Source organism: Mucilaginibacter terrenus, assembly GCF_003432065.1.
GTDB classification, from domain to species: Bacteria; Bacteroidota; Bacteroidia; order Sphingobacteriales; family Sphingobacteriaceae; genus Mucilaginibacter; species Mucilaginibacter terrenus.
On sequence record NZ_QWDE01000002.1, the window covers coordinates 684258 to 700005 of the forward strand.

At 46.9% G+C, this 15748-nt stretch carries 11 protein-coding genes; 3 read left to right on the plus strand and 8 right to left on the minus strand.

Translation table 11 applies throughout. From position 1 onward, the window contains the following. Positions 1 to 9 precede the first annotated feature (9 nt). Together DYU05_RS13725 and amaB are read right to left on the minus strand one after the other, a co-directional pair. Positions 10 to 1650, minus strand: coding sequence for a S8 family serine peptidase (locus tag DYU05_RS13725; protein ID WP_117383672.1), 1641 nt, complete (start codon positions 1648 to 1650; stop codon positions 10 to 12). 20 nt (positions 1651 to 1670) lie between these two features. Next, positions 1671 to 3212 carry an L-piperidine-6-carboxylate dehydrogenase gene (amaB, locus tag DYU05_RS13730; protein ID WP_117383673.1) on the minus strand — a complete coding sequence of 514 codons (1542 nt, stop codon included), beginning with the start codon at positions 3210 to 3212 and terminating at the stop codon, positions 1671 to 1673. Positions 3213 to 3445: 233 nt separating this feature from the next. On the opposite strand from amaB, the gene DYU05_RS13735 reads away from it, so the two are divergent. The 3 genes from DYU05_RS13735 to DYU05_RS13745 all read left to right on the plus strand — a co-directional run bounded on the left by DYU05_RS13735 (position 3446) and on the right by DYU05_RS13745 (position 6077). Continuing rightward, positions 3446 to 4849: a tetratricopeptide repeat protein gene (locus tag DYU05_RS13735; protein WP_117383674.1), complete on the plus strand. Its 1404-nt coding sequence runs from the start codon at positions 3446 to 3448 to the stop codon at positions 4847 to 4849. A 177-nt stretch (positions 4850 to 5026) separates the two neighbouring features. Next, the gene (locus DYU05_RS13740) at positions 5027 to 5791 is read left to right on the plus strand and encodes a phosphosulfolactate synthase (protein ID WP_117383675.1); all 765 of its coding nucleotides are present in this window, start codon (positions 5027 to 5029) and stop codon (positions 5789 to 5791) included. Positions 5792 to 5837: 46 nt separating this feature from the next. Next, positions 5838 to 6077: a hypothetical protein gene (locus DYU05_RS13745; protein ID WP_117383676.1), complete on the plus strand. Its 240-nt coding sequence runs from the start codon at positions 5838 to 5840 to the stop codon at positions 6075 to 6077. Between the two features lie 8 nt (positions 6078 to 6085). Here DYU05_RS13745 and DYU05_RS13750 read toward each other — a convergent pair whose 3' ends face one another. The 6 genes from DYU05_RS13750 to DYU05_RS13770 form a co-directional block, all read right to left on the minus strand. Beyond that, positions 6086 to 6886, minus strand: a complete 801-nt coding sequence (locus DYU05_RS13750; RefSeq protein WP_117383677.1) for a carboxylesterase family protein — start codon at positions 6884 to 6886, stop codon at positions 6086 to 6088. A gap of 227 nt (positions 6887 to 7113) precedes the next feature. Then, the gene (locus tag DYU05_RS21235) at positions 7114 to 8463 is read right to left on the minus strand and encodes a glucoamylase family protein (RefSeq protein ID WP_205771883.1); all 1350 of its coding nucleotides are present in this window, start codon (positions 8461 to 8463) and stop codon (positions 7114 to 7116) included. A 12-nt stretch (positions 8464 to 8475) separates the two neighbouring features. Continuing rightward, positions 8476 to 10146 (minus strand): glucoamylase family protein, encoded by a 1671-nt coding sequence (locus DYU05_RS21240; RefSeq protein WP_205771885.1) that lies wholly within the window; start codon positions 10144 to 10146, stop codon positions 8476 to 8478. A 93-nt stretch (positions 10147 to 10239) separates the two neighbouring features. After that, positions 10240 to 11157, minus strand: coding sequence for a LamG-like jellyroll fold domain-containing protein (locus tag DYU05_RS13760; RefSeq protein ID WP_117383678.1), 918 nt, complete (start codon positions 11155 to 11157; stop codon positions 10240 to 10242). A 16-nt stretch (positions 11158 to 11173) separates the two neighbouring features. Further along, complete coding sequence (locus DYU05_RS13765) at positions 11174 to 12640, minus strand: RagB/SusD family nutrient uptake outer membrane protein (protein ID WP_117383679.1); 1467 nt, start codon at positions 12638 to 12640, stop codon at positions 11174 to 11176. A gap of 18 nt (positions 12641 to 12658) precedes the next feature. Then, on the minus strand, positions 12659 to 15658 hold the full coding sequence (locus DYU05_RS13770; RefSeq protein WP_117383680.1) for a SusC/RagA family TonB-linked outer membrane protein: 3000 nt from the start codon (positions 15656 to 15658) through the stop codon (positions 12659 to 12661). Positions 15659 to 15748: the final 90 nt, after the last annotated feature.

Sequence of the window (15748 nt, forward strand, 5' to 3'; positions counted from 1 at the left end):
TTCGGTGCGTTAGATACTTCTTTCGCCTTTAAGTTTTGAAGCGATCATTAAAGCTTTGTAAGCGTTAACTATGCCGCCTGTTTTAGATAGGGTGGTAAAATCAACCTTTTCTTTAGTGCCAGGTTTAAGTACCATGGTGCCATTAAGCGGAGAGGCCGACTCCAGTATTACTTGCTTAAGCTGTTTGGCAGTTAGCGTTGGGTAGTACTCCAGTACCAAAGCAGCCACACCTACGGTAATTGGCGAGGCAAAGCTGGTACCATCGGCGGTGTTAAACTCGGCATCCTTATCAATTGAGGTTACTTTTACGCCCGGTGCAAAAACATCTACGTTCTTTTTGCCATAGTTGCTGAAAGAACCTGCAAGATTCTCGTCCAGCTTTGCGGCTGATGCACCCACGCTAATCACGTTATCCGCATCTGTACCGGAGCCATCTGCAAAAATATCATTCGGGAACTCCGGTTTGGCGTCCACATCCTGGTTATCGTTGCCGGATGCCTGTACCAGTAACACGTCCTTAGATGCCGCGTATTTAAATGCTGCATCTACCCATTCTTTGTGGGGAGATAGCTTTTTACCGAAGCTCATGTTGATCACACGCGCGCCGTTATCTACAGCGTAGCGTATAGCGTTGGCAATATCCTTGTCGTACTCGTCGCCGTTAGGGACAGCTTTAATAGCCATTATCCTGACATTATCCGCCACGCCGTTAATTCCATAATTGTTGTTGCGTGCAGCGCCAATCAGGCCGGCAACGCCTGTACCGTGTGATGCATCTTCAAATTTAAGGATGTTGTTACCGTAAGGTTTACCATCCTGTACATTAGGGTCGTCGCCTACTATGCGTTTACGCGCATCCAGATCGGGGTTAACATCATTGTTCAGTTTTGCCAGGTACTCGCTCAAGTCGTTAATTACCTTGGCATTGTCAGCAGCGCCGCCTTCCTGTTCGAAAACAGACTGCCAAACATAAACGCTGCGGCTAATGGTATCGTTACTGCTTTTTATTTTTGCCAGGTCTTTAACGGTGAAAGTGCCGTCCGTTTTAAGGTTAAGCGCGCGTTTAATGTAACCGCTTGTTGCCATCAGCGCGTTCATAGCAGGTTGGAGGTCGTTCAGCTCCTTGGTAGATTTGCTTACCGTTTCATCATACTGCAACTTTACCTTTTCCCAGTAGGCAAATTCTTTTTCGCTGCCTGCGGGTGCTGTGGTTACGCTGAGGTATTTGCCCTTTAAACGGTTGTATTCGCGTACTTCTTCGGTAGTCTCGGTAAAGTCGCACTTGCCACCCGGGCCTCCTAAAAAGTCCCAGCCATGTACGTCATCTATATAGCCGTTCTTGTCGTCGTCGATACCGTTGCCGGGAATCTCTTTGGTATTTACCCAAAGTACAGGTTTAATATCTGCCTGGGCGGTATCAATGCCGCTGTCAATGGTGGCAATAACTACCTGCTTGCTCTTTTTGCCCGCTACCAGCTGGTAAGCTTGTTTAAGGCTGATGCCAACATAGCCGTCGGTCTTAAGGTCCATGGTATGCCAGCTTTTTGGCAGTTCGGCCGGGGCAGGTGCTTTTTGTGCAACGCTGTCGAAGCTAAGGAAAGTAGCGCCGACCATTGCGGCTGCGAGTACAAACTTATTGGGTATAGACATATTTGTTTCTTAGTAATTTATTATAGGTCGAATTTGATGCCTTGTGCTAAAGGCAACGTTTTAGAATAGTTTATAGTATTGGTTTGGCGCCTCATGTACACTTTCCAGGCATCAGAACCAGACTCCCGGCCGCCGCCGGTTTCTTTTTCCCCACCAAACGCGCCGCCAATCTCTGCGCCGGATGTACCTATGTTTACGTTGGCTATGCCGCAATCAGAACCCGCCGCCGATAGAAAAGTTTCCGCTTCGCGCAGGTTGGTCGTCATAATGGCTGATGAAAGTCCCTGCGGAACACTATTCTGCAATGCTATAGCTTCGTCAAGATCGGTGTACCTGATCAGGTAGAGGATAGGGGCAAAGGTTTCGTGCTGCACAATAGGGTAGTGGTTCTCCACCTCAGCTATGCAAGGCTTAACATAACAGCCGGATGCATAAGCTTCGCCTTGCAGCTTGCCGCCTTCTACCACAAATTTGCCGCCCTGTGCTTTACACTTCTCAATAGAATCAAGATAAAGTGCAACCGCATCCTGGTCTATCAGCGGCCCCATATGGTTGTTCTCATCCAGCGGGTCACCAATTTTAATCTGTCCGTAAGCATTAACAAGCTTTTGCTTAAAGGCTTCGTATACACTGTCATGAATAATAAGCCTGCGCGTGCTGGTACAGCGTTGCCCTGCTGTGCCCACCGCGCCAAATACAGCGCCAATTAACGACATATCCAGATCAGCATGCTGACTGATGATAATGGCATTGTTACCGCCCAACTCCAGCAGGCTTCTGCCTAAGCGGGCAGCCACGGCAGCAGCCACGGCTTTACCCATACGGGTAGAACCGGTTGCCGACACCAGCGGCACACGAGCGTCGTTAGACATTAGCTCGCCTATATTTCGGTCGCCAATTACCAGGCAGCTTACGCCATCTTCTATATTATTGGCTTTAAAAACCTGCTGCGCAATGTGCTGGCACGCAATAGCGGTTAAAGGCGTTTTTTCGCTCGGCTTCCAAATGCATACGTCACCGCATACCCAGGCAAGTGCTGCATTCCAGCTCCATACCGCTACCGGGAAGTTAAACGCGGAGATGATCCCCACAATGCCCAGCGGGTGGTACTGCTCGTACATCCTGTGCTCGGGCCGCTCGCTTTGCATGGTAAGCCCGTAAAGCTGGCGGCTCAGGCCAACAGCAAAGTCGCAGATGTCTATCATCTCCTGCACCTCACCGTAGCCTTCCTGCAGGCTTTTGCCCATCTCGTATGACACCAATGCGCCAAGTTCTTTTTTGTTGGCGCGTAATTGCTCGCCTATTTGCCTTACAATCTCCCCACGCTTTGGCGCAGGCACGGTTCGCCAGGTTTTAAAAGCATTAGCGGCGGTTTCCACAACGGCGTCGTACTCTTCAGCGGTAGTATATTTTACCGAAGCGATCTTTTTACCATCCACAGGAGAGAATACATCTTTAATCTCCGCGTCGTCACTGCTGCCCCAGGTGCTGCCTGTACTAAAGGCGTGGTTAGTGTCGTTAATATGTAAATGATGAAGGATATCAGCTATTAAAAGGCTCATAATTTGTACTTTTGTCAAAGGTAAAAATCTTTAAGGCAATTAATACCTCTCACCGCCGTCCGCTCCAAATGCTTCCTATTTATTATCAGGCACTTGTATAAAGGGGTGTTAACAATGTGTGTATGTTGAAAACTTAATTGCTTCAAAGCGTCTTATTATTGTAATTTGAACTCAATAGAGCCTTGCGGATCGCAACCTGTCCGAAGGAACATGTGTTCTTCAAATAAACTTGAATGGAAGAAGATTTTGAATTTGGTTTTACTGAGGACCCAAAATTCTCTGTAGAACGGTACGAGGAGATGATCCGAAATCACGACCAGTACTTTTTTGATGCGCAGGCTTTTGAAAATATTATAGATTACTACATCGAGAAGAATGACCCGGCTAAGGCCCTGCAGGTTACCGAGTACGCCCGCAACCAGCACCCTTTCGCAGCCATCTTCCTGATAAAGCAGGCCCAGCTGCTGGTAGTAAGCAACAAGCCCAACGAGGCATTCGCCGCGCTTGATAAAGCTGCCATGCTGGAAGCAAGCGATGCCGACATTTATATTATCCGAGGGAACCTTTACGAAAGCATGGAGCGCAACACAGAAGCGCTCGAGAACTACGAGAAGGCCCTGGAGCTTGCAGAAGAAACCGACGAAATACTGCTGCATATAGCTTACGTTTACCAAAACATGGGCGATTATGACACTGCCATAACCTACCTTAAGCTTTGCCTTAAGCAAAATATGGAGAACCAGGATGCCTTGTACGAACTGGCGTTTTGCTATGACGTACTGGATAACCAGCAGGAGAGCGTGCAGTTCTATATGCAGTATATAGATAACGAGCCATATAGCTATGCAGCCTGGTATAACCTGGGTAATGCTTACACCAAGCTGAGCTTGTTCGAGAAAGCGATAGATGCTTATGACTATGCTATTTTAATAAAGGATAATTTTGCATCAGCCTACTTTAACAAAGGCAACGCGCTGGTTAATCTTGAAAAGTACGCCGAAGCAATAGAAGTTTATCGCCAGACATTCGAATATGAGCAGCCCAATGCTGATACGTATTGCGCCATTGGCGAATGCTACGAAAAGCTGGAGCAAATGGATGACGCGCGGTCATTTTATAAGAAGTCGGTTAAGATGGACCCTAAACTGGCAGATGCCTGGTTTGGTATAGGCGTAACGCTTGATTTCGAGGAGCGATATTTTGAGGCTTTGCACTTTTACAAAAAGGCGCTTGATCTGGATATTGCCAACGCCGATTTCTGGTTTGCCATTGCTGACGCTGAGTACAAGCTGGGCCACATCACCGAAGCGGAACACGCCTACGAAAAGGTGGTGGAATTAAACCCGCTGGATGTAGACGCCTGGCTGGATTATTCGTCCATTTTGTATGAGCAGCAAAATCTCTCCGGTGCCATAGAGGTGATCGCGTCGGCCATTAAAAATAACCCGGAAGCCGCAGAATTGTACTACCGTATGGTAGCTTATCTTTTTGCTAAAGGGGAATATAGCGAAGCGCTTAACCAACTTGAGATAGCCTTAACAACTGACCCTGAAAAGCATTACATCTTGTTCGACTACCTGCCTCAATTACAGGAAAACAAGGTTATTATCGACATTATTAACAGGTATACACGTTAATTTACTGCATAGCTAATAAACATGAATGTGCAAGTGAACTTATTACCTGCACATTTTTTGTTTTACAGCACTTGATAAGCGTACAAGGGGCTGATAAACATCATTTGCACATCTGCATATCATTAGCGACCTTTACGGCGTTAAAACTTTTAGTTATAAGCTATAACTCGCCTGCACATGAATTACCACATAAACAATCTTCCTGAACGTACTGCCAAACCCCGCAACGCTGGCCTTACCATGGTGATGGATAAGGGCCTGAGCACACGCCAGGTAGAAGATTTTATTGAGGTAGGTACACCCTTTACAGACCTTGTAAAGCTGGGATGGGCAACCTCTTATGTTAGTGCAAACCTTGATGCAAAGCTTAAGCTTTACAAAGAAGCAGGATTGCCGGTGTACTTCGGCGGGACATTATTTGAAGCGATGATTGTGCGTGGCCAATTTGACGATTATTGCCGGATATTGGACAAATATAAGATGGAATACGCCGAAGTTTCCGACGGCTCTATCACCATTGAGCACGACGAGAAATGTGAGTACATCCAAAAGTTAAGTAAGCTGGTTACCGTTATATCTGAAGTTGGCTCTAAAGACGTTCAAAAAATATTTGCTCCCTATAAATGGATAAAGCTGATGAATGCTGAAATTGAGGCTGGATCCTGGAAAGTTATAGCAGAAGCACGTGAGAGCGGAAATGTAGGTATCTACCGTGATTCCGGAGAAGTGCGCCAGGGATTGGTTGATGAGATACTAACCCAAATACCTGAAGAAAAAATTATCTGGGAGGCGCCGCAGAAAGCACAGCAGGTGTGGTTTATAAAACTTATTGGCGCTAACGTAAGCCTGGGTAACATTGCACCGGCAGACATTATCCCTTTAGAAACCCTTCGCCTGGGAATTAGAAGCGACACTTTTGAGCACTTCTTGAAAGTTCAATAGTCCAAACATCCTCAATCCTTATGCGTTGCTTATAAAAAAAGCAGCCATGAGCGATCCAAAAAACAAAGCACCTAAGCAGGATGCCAATTTCGACAACAATGTTGAATCAAACCAGCAGGATGCTGTTACCAACACCGAAGAAAGCAATAAAGTTGTAAATCAAGATAACGTTGTCGCTGATACAGAGGCGATAGAGACCACCTTAAGCGACTCCGAACCTTCAACAGCTTTAAATGCCGATCACGCCATCACTAATAATGATGATGCAGGCAGCCGGGTGTGGTAAACTAATCACTACTTGCTGTGCGAGAAAAGCCATGGCATCAGTCCGGGCTCTGCAAAGGCGTTAACCCAGCTGTTATGATCTGCATCAGGGTAGGAAGTAAATTTCGGATCCCCGCCAGCTTCTTTGATAGCAGCAACCATCACTACCGAGTGGTCGTAAGGTACTACGCTGTCTTTTACACCATGGAATATCCAAAGCGGCACCTTTTTGGCGTAACGTTTAGCGTTATTGGTGTTGTCGCCCCCGCATATGGCAAAAGCTGCGGCAAACACGTTTGGCTTGCGGCGCAGTATCTCGAAAGTACCCATGCCTCCCATAGATAAACCGCCTATATATACCTGCTTGTTGTTTACGTAAGGCTTCTCTAACATTTTATCTACCAAGCCTATTAGTGCAGCCATTGCCCTGGTAGGTTCGCCACCTTCGCGGAAATGGAACTGTCTTTTACCGGTGCTATTAGTATCTATCAGTACGTTACTCCAGTAGCTATCTTTCGGGCACTGCGGATAAATTACAATGGCCGGAAACTTCTGCCTTACAGTATCATTAAGGAATAACTCAGGGCCATAAGCCAGTTGCGCATTATTGTCGTTGCCACGTTCGCCTGCTCCATGCAGCACAAATATGATAGGGTACTTTTTCCGGGGATCGAGACCCTTAGGGAACAGTATACGGTAGGGTAAAGTATCTTTTTTGGTAATGAAAGAACCCCTGTCAAAAGCAGAGTTTACCTGAGCCTTAACACCGTTTGAGAGTGTTAAAAATAGTACGCCAAGGAAAGTTATTGTTAGTAATCTTTTCACGGTCATGTTGATGGATGTAGGTATGCAATGGTGTAATTGCTATAACGCAAGAAGAGCTCAAATCGTTCGCGGTGCCTGAAGTTTTTTCTAAGTTGGTGAACCGGCTGTGATCAAAAACCATCAAAAACCACACAAAAGTTTATGCCCTGGGAATAGATACGGCATGTACTTAAAACAAAAGGGCCGGTATAGCAAATGCTGAACCGGCCCTTTTTAAAAACGCGTATTAACGCTTATTTTTTGCTGATGTACGGACTTTGAAAGTTGAGCTTCCTCAACCCTTGCTGGATCTCCGGAGAGCTCATGAAAAGTTTCCATAACAAGCCGCTGCGATAGTTCTCAATCATAACTACAATAGGTCCCTGGTCAATAGCAAGGTATGAATTTGCATACCAGTTTTTGCTCTCACTAAAGGCATCAGTAAAGCCGTATTCGCCCCATATTTTATCACCCAGGTCATAGTAGAAGTGACGAAGCGCCTTCATAGACTGTTTGGGTGTATAAGGGAATGCAGATAACGCCGCCGTAGGTGTAATTACGCCCAGGTCGTTGGTTGGGGAGTGTGCGTTATAGCCTTCGTAATTATCACTTGCTGTTAGGCCCCAGCAGTTTTCGCCATACCCTTTAAACTTCTTAGGATTATCTACACAGTAGTCGTAATTTATTAGGGTGTGGTTTTGGTTCTGCTCCCAGTAGTCGGCATATTGATCTTTTAAGCCGGTTGGGTCCAGCGCCATAAAGGTGTATTGTGAAAAGAAAAGCGGGCCGCCATAATCAAAGCCTAAAGGTAGTTTGTGGCCGTAAAAAGTTCTGCCGTTCTTGAAGAAGTCGCTTTGCGCCCAGCCACGTTCATAAATTTCGGCCTTTACCGGATAACGCTGAGCCGACTCGGCCATGATATAGGTGATCATGCACTCGTTAAAACCACGGATAGGGAAGTTCATGGCCCAGCCGTTGTTCGGGCTCCAGTGCCAGTACAGGTTGTCGCGGCCGCCCTGGGTATACCAGTCCCACTCTATTTCGCCCCACATCCAGCCAATTACATCGCGTATGCGGCGTTCGCTCGCAGTATTGGCAGTGAAGTATTGGCGTGCACAAAGCAGGCCCTCAAACAAGTAAGAGGTTTCTACCAGGTCGCCGCCATCATCCTTACGGCCAAAGCGAATGGTTTTGCCGGTTTCGCCATTAAGCCAGTGCGGGAACACGCCATGGTAAGCATCTGCTTTATACAGAAAGTTTACAATTTTCACCATCCTGTTAACAGCCTGCTCGTGGGTTATCCATTTACGGTGATCTGCTGCAATAAGGGCCATAATGCCAAAGCCTGATCCGCCGGTGGTCACTACTTCGTTGCCATAGTCAAACGATGTATTGCTGCGCTCACGGGCAAGGCCGCTTACCGGATGACCAAAATCCCAGAAGTAGCGGAAGGTTTGACGCTGAACAACGTCAAGAAGGGCGCTGTCATTTAAGTTTTTGATGATGCCGACAGGCTTTATGCCATCGGTGCTTTTTGCCTGCTTTTGAGAGAAGCCCTGCAATGCTGTCATCAGTAGCAGCGCAAATACAAGTATCTTTTTCATTAAGTTAATCTGTTATAAATTAGGGCTGGTAAAGCCCAGCTTGCGCATACCGGTTTTAATTTCCGGGCTGCTCATAAATAAATTCCATATCAGGCCGCTGCGGTAGTTCTCTATCATCACTATCTCCGGTCCCTGGTCAATTGCCAGGTACGAGTCAGCAAACCATGGGTCAGTCAAATTAAATGCGTCCTTAAGCCCGTAATCGCCCCACATTTTATCGCCAAGCTTGTAATAGAAGAATTTAAGTGCAGCTAACGATTGAGTAGGGGTGTACGGCAGTGAAGATATAGCGGCGGTAGGCGCAATTACCCCAACATCATTGGTTGGAGAACTTGCGGTATAGCCATTCTCGATATCGCTGGCGGTTAATCCCCAGCAATTTGCACTATAGCCGTTCTTGTTAGCAGGATTTGCCACACAGTAGTTGTAGTTAATTAAGCTGTGTGCTTTAGTTTGCTCGTCGTAGTTGGCGTAGGTGTCTGCCAACCCGGTGGGATTAATTCCTAAGAACGAATAATGCTCAAAGAACAGCGGCCCGCCCTGCGGAGGTCCCAGCGGCAGTTTTACACCATAAAAGGTGTTGCCATTACGCATGGTGCCATTCTGTGCCCATCCCTGGTCGTAAACCTCTTTGGGGATGCTGTGTGTTGGTGATGAGGCAGCAAGCGCGTAGGCTATAAGGCCTTCGTTCCATCCACTTATTTTCATGTTGATAGCCCATCCGTTACTTGGGCTCCAATGCCAGTAAAGCACGTTTTGGTTACCTTGCCTAAACCAGTCCCACTCTACCCCCTGCCAAATAGAATTGATGTCTGCACGTAATGCAGTTTCCTCTGCACCCGCGCCATTGAAGTACTGGCGCGCAGTAAGCAGACCTTCCATCAGGAAAGATGTTTCTATAAGATCCGCACCGTTATCCAGCGTGCTGAAAGGTTGTACAGCGCCGGTAGCGCCATTGAGCCAGTGCGGGAAGGCACCATGGAATTTAGCGGCAGTGTTCTTAAGGAAACCTACAATCTTCTGCATGCGGGCCAAACCATCTGCCCGGCTGATATAATTGCGGTTTACGCCAACCACCAGCGCCATAATGCCGAAGCCTGATCCGCCTGTGGTAACAATGTCTCCGCTGGTATTGCGTTCGCGAGCAAGGCCGCTTACCGGATGCCCGAAGTCATAAAAATATTTAAACGTTTGTTTCTGAACCAGATCCAGCAGGGCATCGTCAGATATCAGCGGGAACTTATCAGCCTGATTAATGGCGGTAGTTAGCGTTACGCGTACACTGCTTTGCAAAGTGCCGCCCTTTACGGATTTTAAGCCGGTGCTTACATCAAGCGTGTATTTACTGATGTAGTTAAGGGCAGGGGCAATAACAATTGTGCTGTCGCTGTTCTCGTAAGTTACCGTGTAGGGTACTGCGGAGCCTGCCTTATCTTTTAACGTAACTGTTGAAGAAACACTGTTGTGATCTATGGGAGCCAGGAAGGACAGCTTTACAACAGGTGTTGTATTCACATTGACGTAAGTAAAGCCGTTGTAAGTGCCGTTCACCTTTAATGAATTTAGCGCGAAGGATGTCGCCGCCGGAGGTGCCGGTGGCGTAGGGGTGGGCGATCCTCCTTTTCCGCAGCCCATTGCACCCAAAAGCAGGCACAGTCCGGTATATAATTGCAGGTCTCTCATTCTCATCTTTTTCATCATAATTTACCAGCGCCTTAAGTCATAAAAAAAGGCTGCCTGGTTTAAACCGCGACAACCTTTTTACTCAATCAATGTTTATCTTCCGGCCTTCTCAAGAAGGTAAAGTGCTTTTACCTCTTTTGCCGACAGCGATTTGCCGTATATTCTAAAATTGTCCAGTCCGCCTGCAAAACCTTGCGCCCAGGTTTGAGCGGAGGCTGATGTAGTTTGCGGCGGAGTAGTTTGAAATTGCCAGCTGCCCATAACCATGGCGCTTGCGTTCACAAACTTTAACGGTCCGTATGGTACGTCTCCTTTGGCGGGATCATCGCCGTGCAGTTTAGGGCCAATTACCGTGCTGTTGCCGGCACTGCTAACCGCAACGGCTTCTCCATTTGCATATACATTAAAAACCGATGTAGTATCGTTGTAAGTTGCAGTAATATGCGTCCACTTACCCCATGGGTTTGCGATAAGCGCATTGGTAAATTGGCCTTTCCAGTTTACGGCATCATTGTTAATATGCACCTTAATGTTCATGGTGTCCAGGCTGCGGTAACCGTCCAGGTACACATCCAGGTTACCCCAGAAATCTTTGTTGTTATTTAAAGAAAATATGCCACGTGCCGGATCGTCCTTACCTGGTTTTTGAGCATTCACCCAAAAAGACAGTGTGAAGTTCTTCATTGCAGGTATGGTAGCGCCCGGGCTGCCATAAATTATGAAACCTGCAGCATCACCTTTAAAGCCCTGGCCTTTAACGCCGGCATCAAAAGTGGTTTTGGTGGCGGTACCGGTCAGGTTGCCAACGCTGTCGGTAACGGTGCTGTTAAACGGCCAGTAGCTCACCAAATTTGGCGCGGCAACTTCTGCAGCACTGTTGTAACCTTCTATTTTAGGTACGGGTTTATCAGGGCGATAGTCATTGGCTTTTTCCTGGCAGCCTGTAAGTGCCACACAAGCAGCAGTACCGCAAAGCAGTATAGCGCCAATTGTTTTTGTTATATTTTTCATTGTGCTTAGGTTTTAATTAATAACCAGGATTTTGTGTTAATAGTCCGGCGCTCAGGTCAATCTCGTTCTGTGGTACCGGCCAAACTTCGTTCTTGTTAGGTGTCCAGCCTTTAGGGCCAAAAATGGCTTGCGCACGACCCTGACGGATAACATCAAAGTAGCGGTCAAACTCCATTGCCAGCTCCACCTGGCGTTCGTGCCAGATAGCGGTACGTAGTGCACCCTGGTCTGTTGTAGTCACCTTAGGAAGGATAGCGTTGTTTCCGCCCCTTGCACGTGCCCTTACCATCTCTAATGACGATAATGCCTGTGAGGTGTTGCCGGTTTCGTTTGCCGCTTCGGCATTCATCAGCAACACTTCTGCATAACGAATAACTCGCACGTTCTGGTCTTCACCTTCATTCTGCAGGAACGGCCGGGTAAATGGCACGTATGATTTTTGATTGTAACGCGGGTTGTCACCGGTAGCAGCTACCACATCGCCTTCTGGCGTAGTTTCACCACGGAAGATGATAGTAGCGTCTCTGCGTGGGTCGCCTGCTTCAAAGGCATCAGCAAGCGCCTGTGTAGGTACGTTGAAGCCCCAGCCACCACCAGACTGGCCACGTACGCCCTGTACTTGTGAGTATTGGCTGTTAGCCGCACCGCCCGGAAGGCTTTGCGCCTGTATTTCGAATACCGACTCAGTGCTGTTTTCATTAGCTATCCTGAACTCCTGTTCGAAGTTCGGGAACAATGAGTAACCCATACCCATTACCTGGTTGGTGTAGTTAAGCACATCTGCCCATTTCTTTTGGTACATAGCAACCTTGGCATGCATAGCAAGCGCTGCGCCTTTGGTAGCCCGGCCAATGTCTGCAGGTCCGTAGGTTTGTGGCAATACTGCAGCAGCCTCAGTTAAGTCTTTCTCGATAAAAGCATAAATCTGATCTTTTGCTGTGCGCGGCAGATTGTATTCCGAAGCATCCTTTGGTACATGCTGCCTTAATACTACATCGCCAAATGCACGCACCAGCCTGAAGTAATTGTAAGCGCGTACAAACTTAGCTTCGGCCATGTAACGGTTCTTTAACGACTCGTCCATCGAAATAGCCGGGATATTATCCAAAACCTGGTTACACAGGTTTATGCTTTGGTACTGGCCGTTCCAAAAATCCTGCAACTGGCCGTCGGAAGCCGTTACTGTAAAGTTGTCATAGCTGTTGAAGAATGTAGCGTCGCTTTCGCTGCTGCCTTTTTCTGTTTCGTCGCTGCCTACACTTTCAATAGCTATAGGTGCAAATGCAGTTTGTTTCCACTCGCGAAGGTTGGCGTATATAGAGTTGACTGCTTTTGTAGCGTCGTCCTGAGTCTTAAAAAATTCCACGCTGGGCTGCTGCGCCTGAGGTGGCACATCCAGGAAGCTTTTCTTGCATCCCTGCGCAATCATCAGCACTGCACATGAGCTAAAAGCCAGTGCGTATTTAAAGTTATTGTTAAACATGTCCTTTAATATTTTATGTTAAAATGTAACGTTCACACCAAAATTGTAAGTAGCATACAGCGGGTAAGCGCCATTGTCTATACCTGCGTTTGTTGGTGAACCGCCAATCTCAGGGTTAAAGCCGCGGTACTTGAATGAATTATAAACGTTTTGTCCGCTTGCGTAAACCCGTATGCCTTTCATGTATAGTTTAGAAGCTATTGAAGCTGGAAGGGTATAGCCCAACTGTACGTTGCGAATCCTGAAATAGGCGCCGCTTTCTACGAAGAAACTGTTTGGCTTGTAGTTTTCGCCACCACCAATGTTTGCAGACGGGTAGGTAGTTGACGTACCTGCACCATGCCAGCGGTTATTATAGAAATCTTTAGTGAAGTTTTCTGCACCGTAACGCAAGCCCAGGTTAGCGTTGTAAACATCAACACCTGCTACGCCTTGCAAATCTACAGCAAGATCAAACTGGCGGTATTTAAAGCTGGTGTTTAAGCCATAAAGGTACTTAGGGTTAGGGTTGCCAATAACGGTACGGTCTTTAGCGTCGATAACTTTATCGCCGTTAAGGTCCTTGTACTTGAAATCGCCTGGTTTAGCATTCTTTTGCAAAGATGAAGCAACTTCTTCAGGTGTTTGGAACACACCGTCAACAACTAATCCATAAAACTCGCCAATAGGCTGACCAACAATAGTACGTGTGCTTAACTGGCCACCTGTAGCAGCAGCGCCGCCAGCATAAATTGGGTTGGCGCCGGTTTGGGTAGATAATACTTTGTTGTTATTGATGCTGAAGTTACCGCTAACAGAATAAGAGAAATCTTTATTGATGTTATCTCTCCAGCTTGCAGAAAACTCGAAGCCGTGGTTATCAAAAGTAGCCTGGTTACCTATAACGGTGTTGCCGGTTGTGCCTAATGAGCCAAGGATTGGAATAGCAAAGATTGCCTGCTCGGTTTTCTTTTTGTAATAATCGGCTTCGAAGCTAAGCTTATTGTTAAGGAATGCCATTTCTACACCGAAGTCGGTACCTACACCGCGTTCCCAATAGGTTATTGGAGGCACTATGGTGGTGATGTTGGCACCCGTTGCCGATGTTCCGTTATATACCGCTATAAAGTTGGCGCTTTGTGTAACGGTTTGCGTTGAAAGGTTTGCAGGCACTGATGCGTTACCTATTTTACCCCAGCTACCACGGATTTTCAGGTTATCGAAAATGTGCTGATCTTTCATGAACTCTTCATTGCTGATCACCCAGCCTGCACCTACAGATGGGAAATAACCCCAGCGTTGGTTGCCGATGAATTTAGAAGAACCGTCTGCACGGAATGATGCGTTCAGCAAATATTTATCGGCGAATGAGTAGTTCACCCTGCCAAAGAAGGATTGGAACGTGCTAAGAGCGCCACCATCAGTTACCGAACGCGGATTAGTAACGTCGTTAGAACCTAATGTTAAATAAAGGTCACCGTCGCTGGTGTAAGGCACGTTTTGCGCGGTGCCGGTAATGCTGTAAGATTTGTAGCGTTGAGCTGACTGGCCTGCCAGAACTGTTAAATGGTGCTGACCGAAGGTCCTGTCGAACGTTAAGGTATTTTCCCAAATCCAGTTACGAACATCTGCACGTGAAATGCTCAGGTCGCTTATTTTATTAAATTGTGTAGTTGTCGCCTGGTAAACCGGATTATAGCTGCGTACTTCCGCTTGTCCGAATTCACCACCAAAGCTGGTCCTGAACTTCAGGAATTTGGTGAAGTTAACATCGGCATAAACGTTACCTGTAAAACGGTAGTTGTTTGAGCGCTGGTTAAAGAAATCTAACGACGCTTGCGGGTTGCTCGGGATATTACCAACCGGGTAATCATTAGGGTCACCATAGCTGCCGTTTGAATAAAACGCAGGTACAACCGGCGCTGCTGTAAATGCCTTGTAAATAATGTCGCCCGGGATGTCGCGCGATTTGCTGCCCTGCAAAACTGCATTGTAACCTAATTTAAGGAAGTTGGTTGCTTGCACGTCCTGCTGTAAGTGAGCAGTTACACGGTCATAGTCGTTGCCAGACACTACACCCTGTTGTTTTAAGTAGCCGCCTGAAAAGCTGTAAGAAGATTTTTCTGTACTGCCACTAACGGTTATATCATGCTTCATGGTAAAAGCATCACGTAAAACAAGGTTCAGCCAGTTGGTGCCTTCACCAAGGCTTGCCGGATCGCTGAAAGTGTTGGTGCGGTTAAGTTCATTTACTAAAGTAGCATACTCGCTTGCATTAGCAAGTTTAGGCTGATTGGTAACTTTCTGCCAGCCCGCGTAAGCGTTGTAGCTAATGCTTGGAGCGCCTTTACCTTTTTTAGTGGTCACCAAAACAACACCATTAGCAGCGCGTACGCCATAAATAGATTCGGCTGACGCATCTTTAAGGATGCTGATGTTCTCAACATCATTAGGATTAAGAAAGCTGATGTCATCAAACCATACACCGTCTACCACATAAAGCGGGTTAGCGTTACCATATACAGTACCTAAACCACGTATACGGATCTCCGGAGATGATCCTGGCGAGCCGCTGTTGGTTATTTGCACACCTGCAACTTTACCCTGCAGTGAACTTACCGCGTTGGTAGATGGCTGCCTGGAGATGTCTTCTCCTTTAACTGAGGCGACAGAGCCGGTAACGTCAAGCTTGCGCTGTGTGCCGTAGCCAACTACAACTACCTGGGCCAGCTCATTTGCTGAAGTAGCCAGTTTGATATCAATTGAAGTTCTGCCGTCAACAGCTACTGTTTGAGTTGTGTAGCCTATGTACGACACTTGTAATGTTGCGTTTGATGCAACGCTTACTGTAAAGTTGCCGTTAACATCCGTCTGGGTGCCGTTTGATGTACCCTGAACTCCAACAGTTACGCCTATAAGCGCTTCACCTGTTTTTGCATCGCTTACCTTACCTTTTACGGTAATGTTTTGTGCAAAAACAGCTGTGGAGAAAAAAGTAAACAATAGCAGTAACCCCGAGATCTTGTAAATTCTCTTCATAGTGGGTGATTAAATTTGTTAGTACTTGAGATTAATTGGTTTTTCGTAGGGTCGAAGTTGCGGAGTAAATAGATTTTTAGCAAATAATGT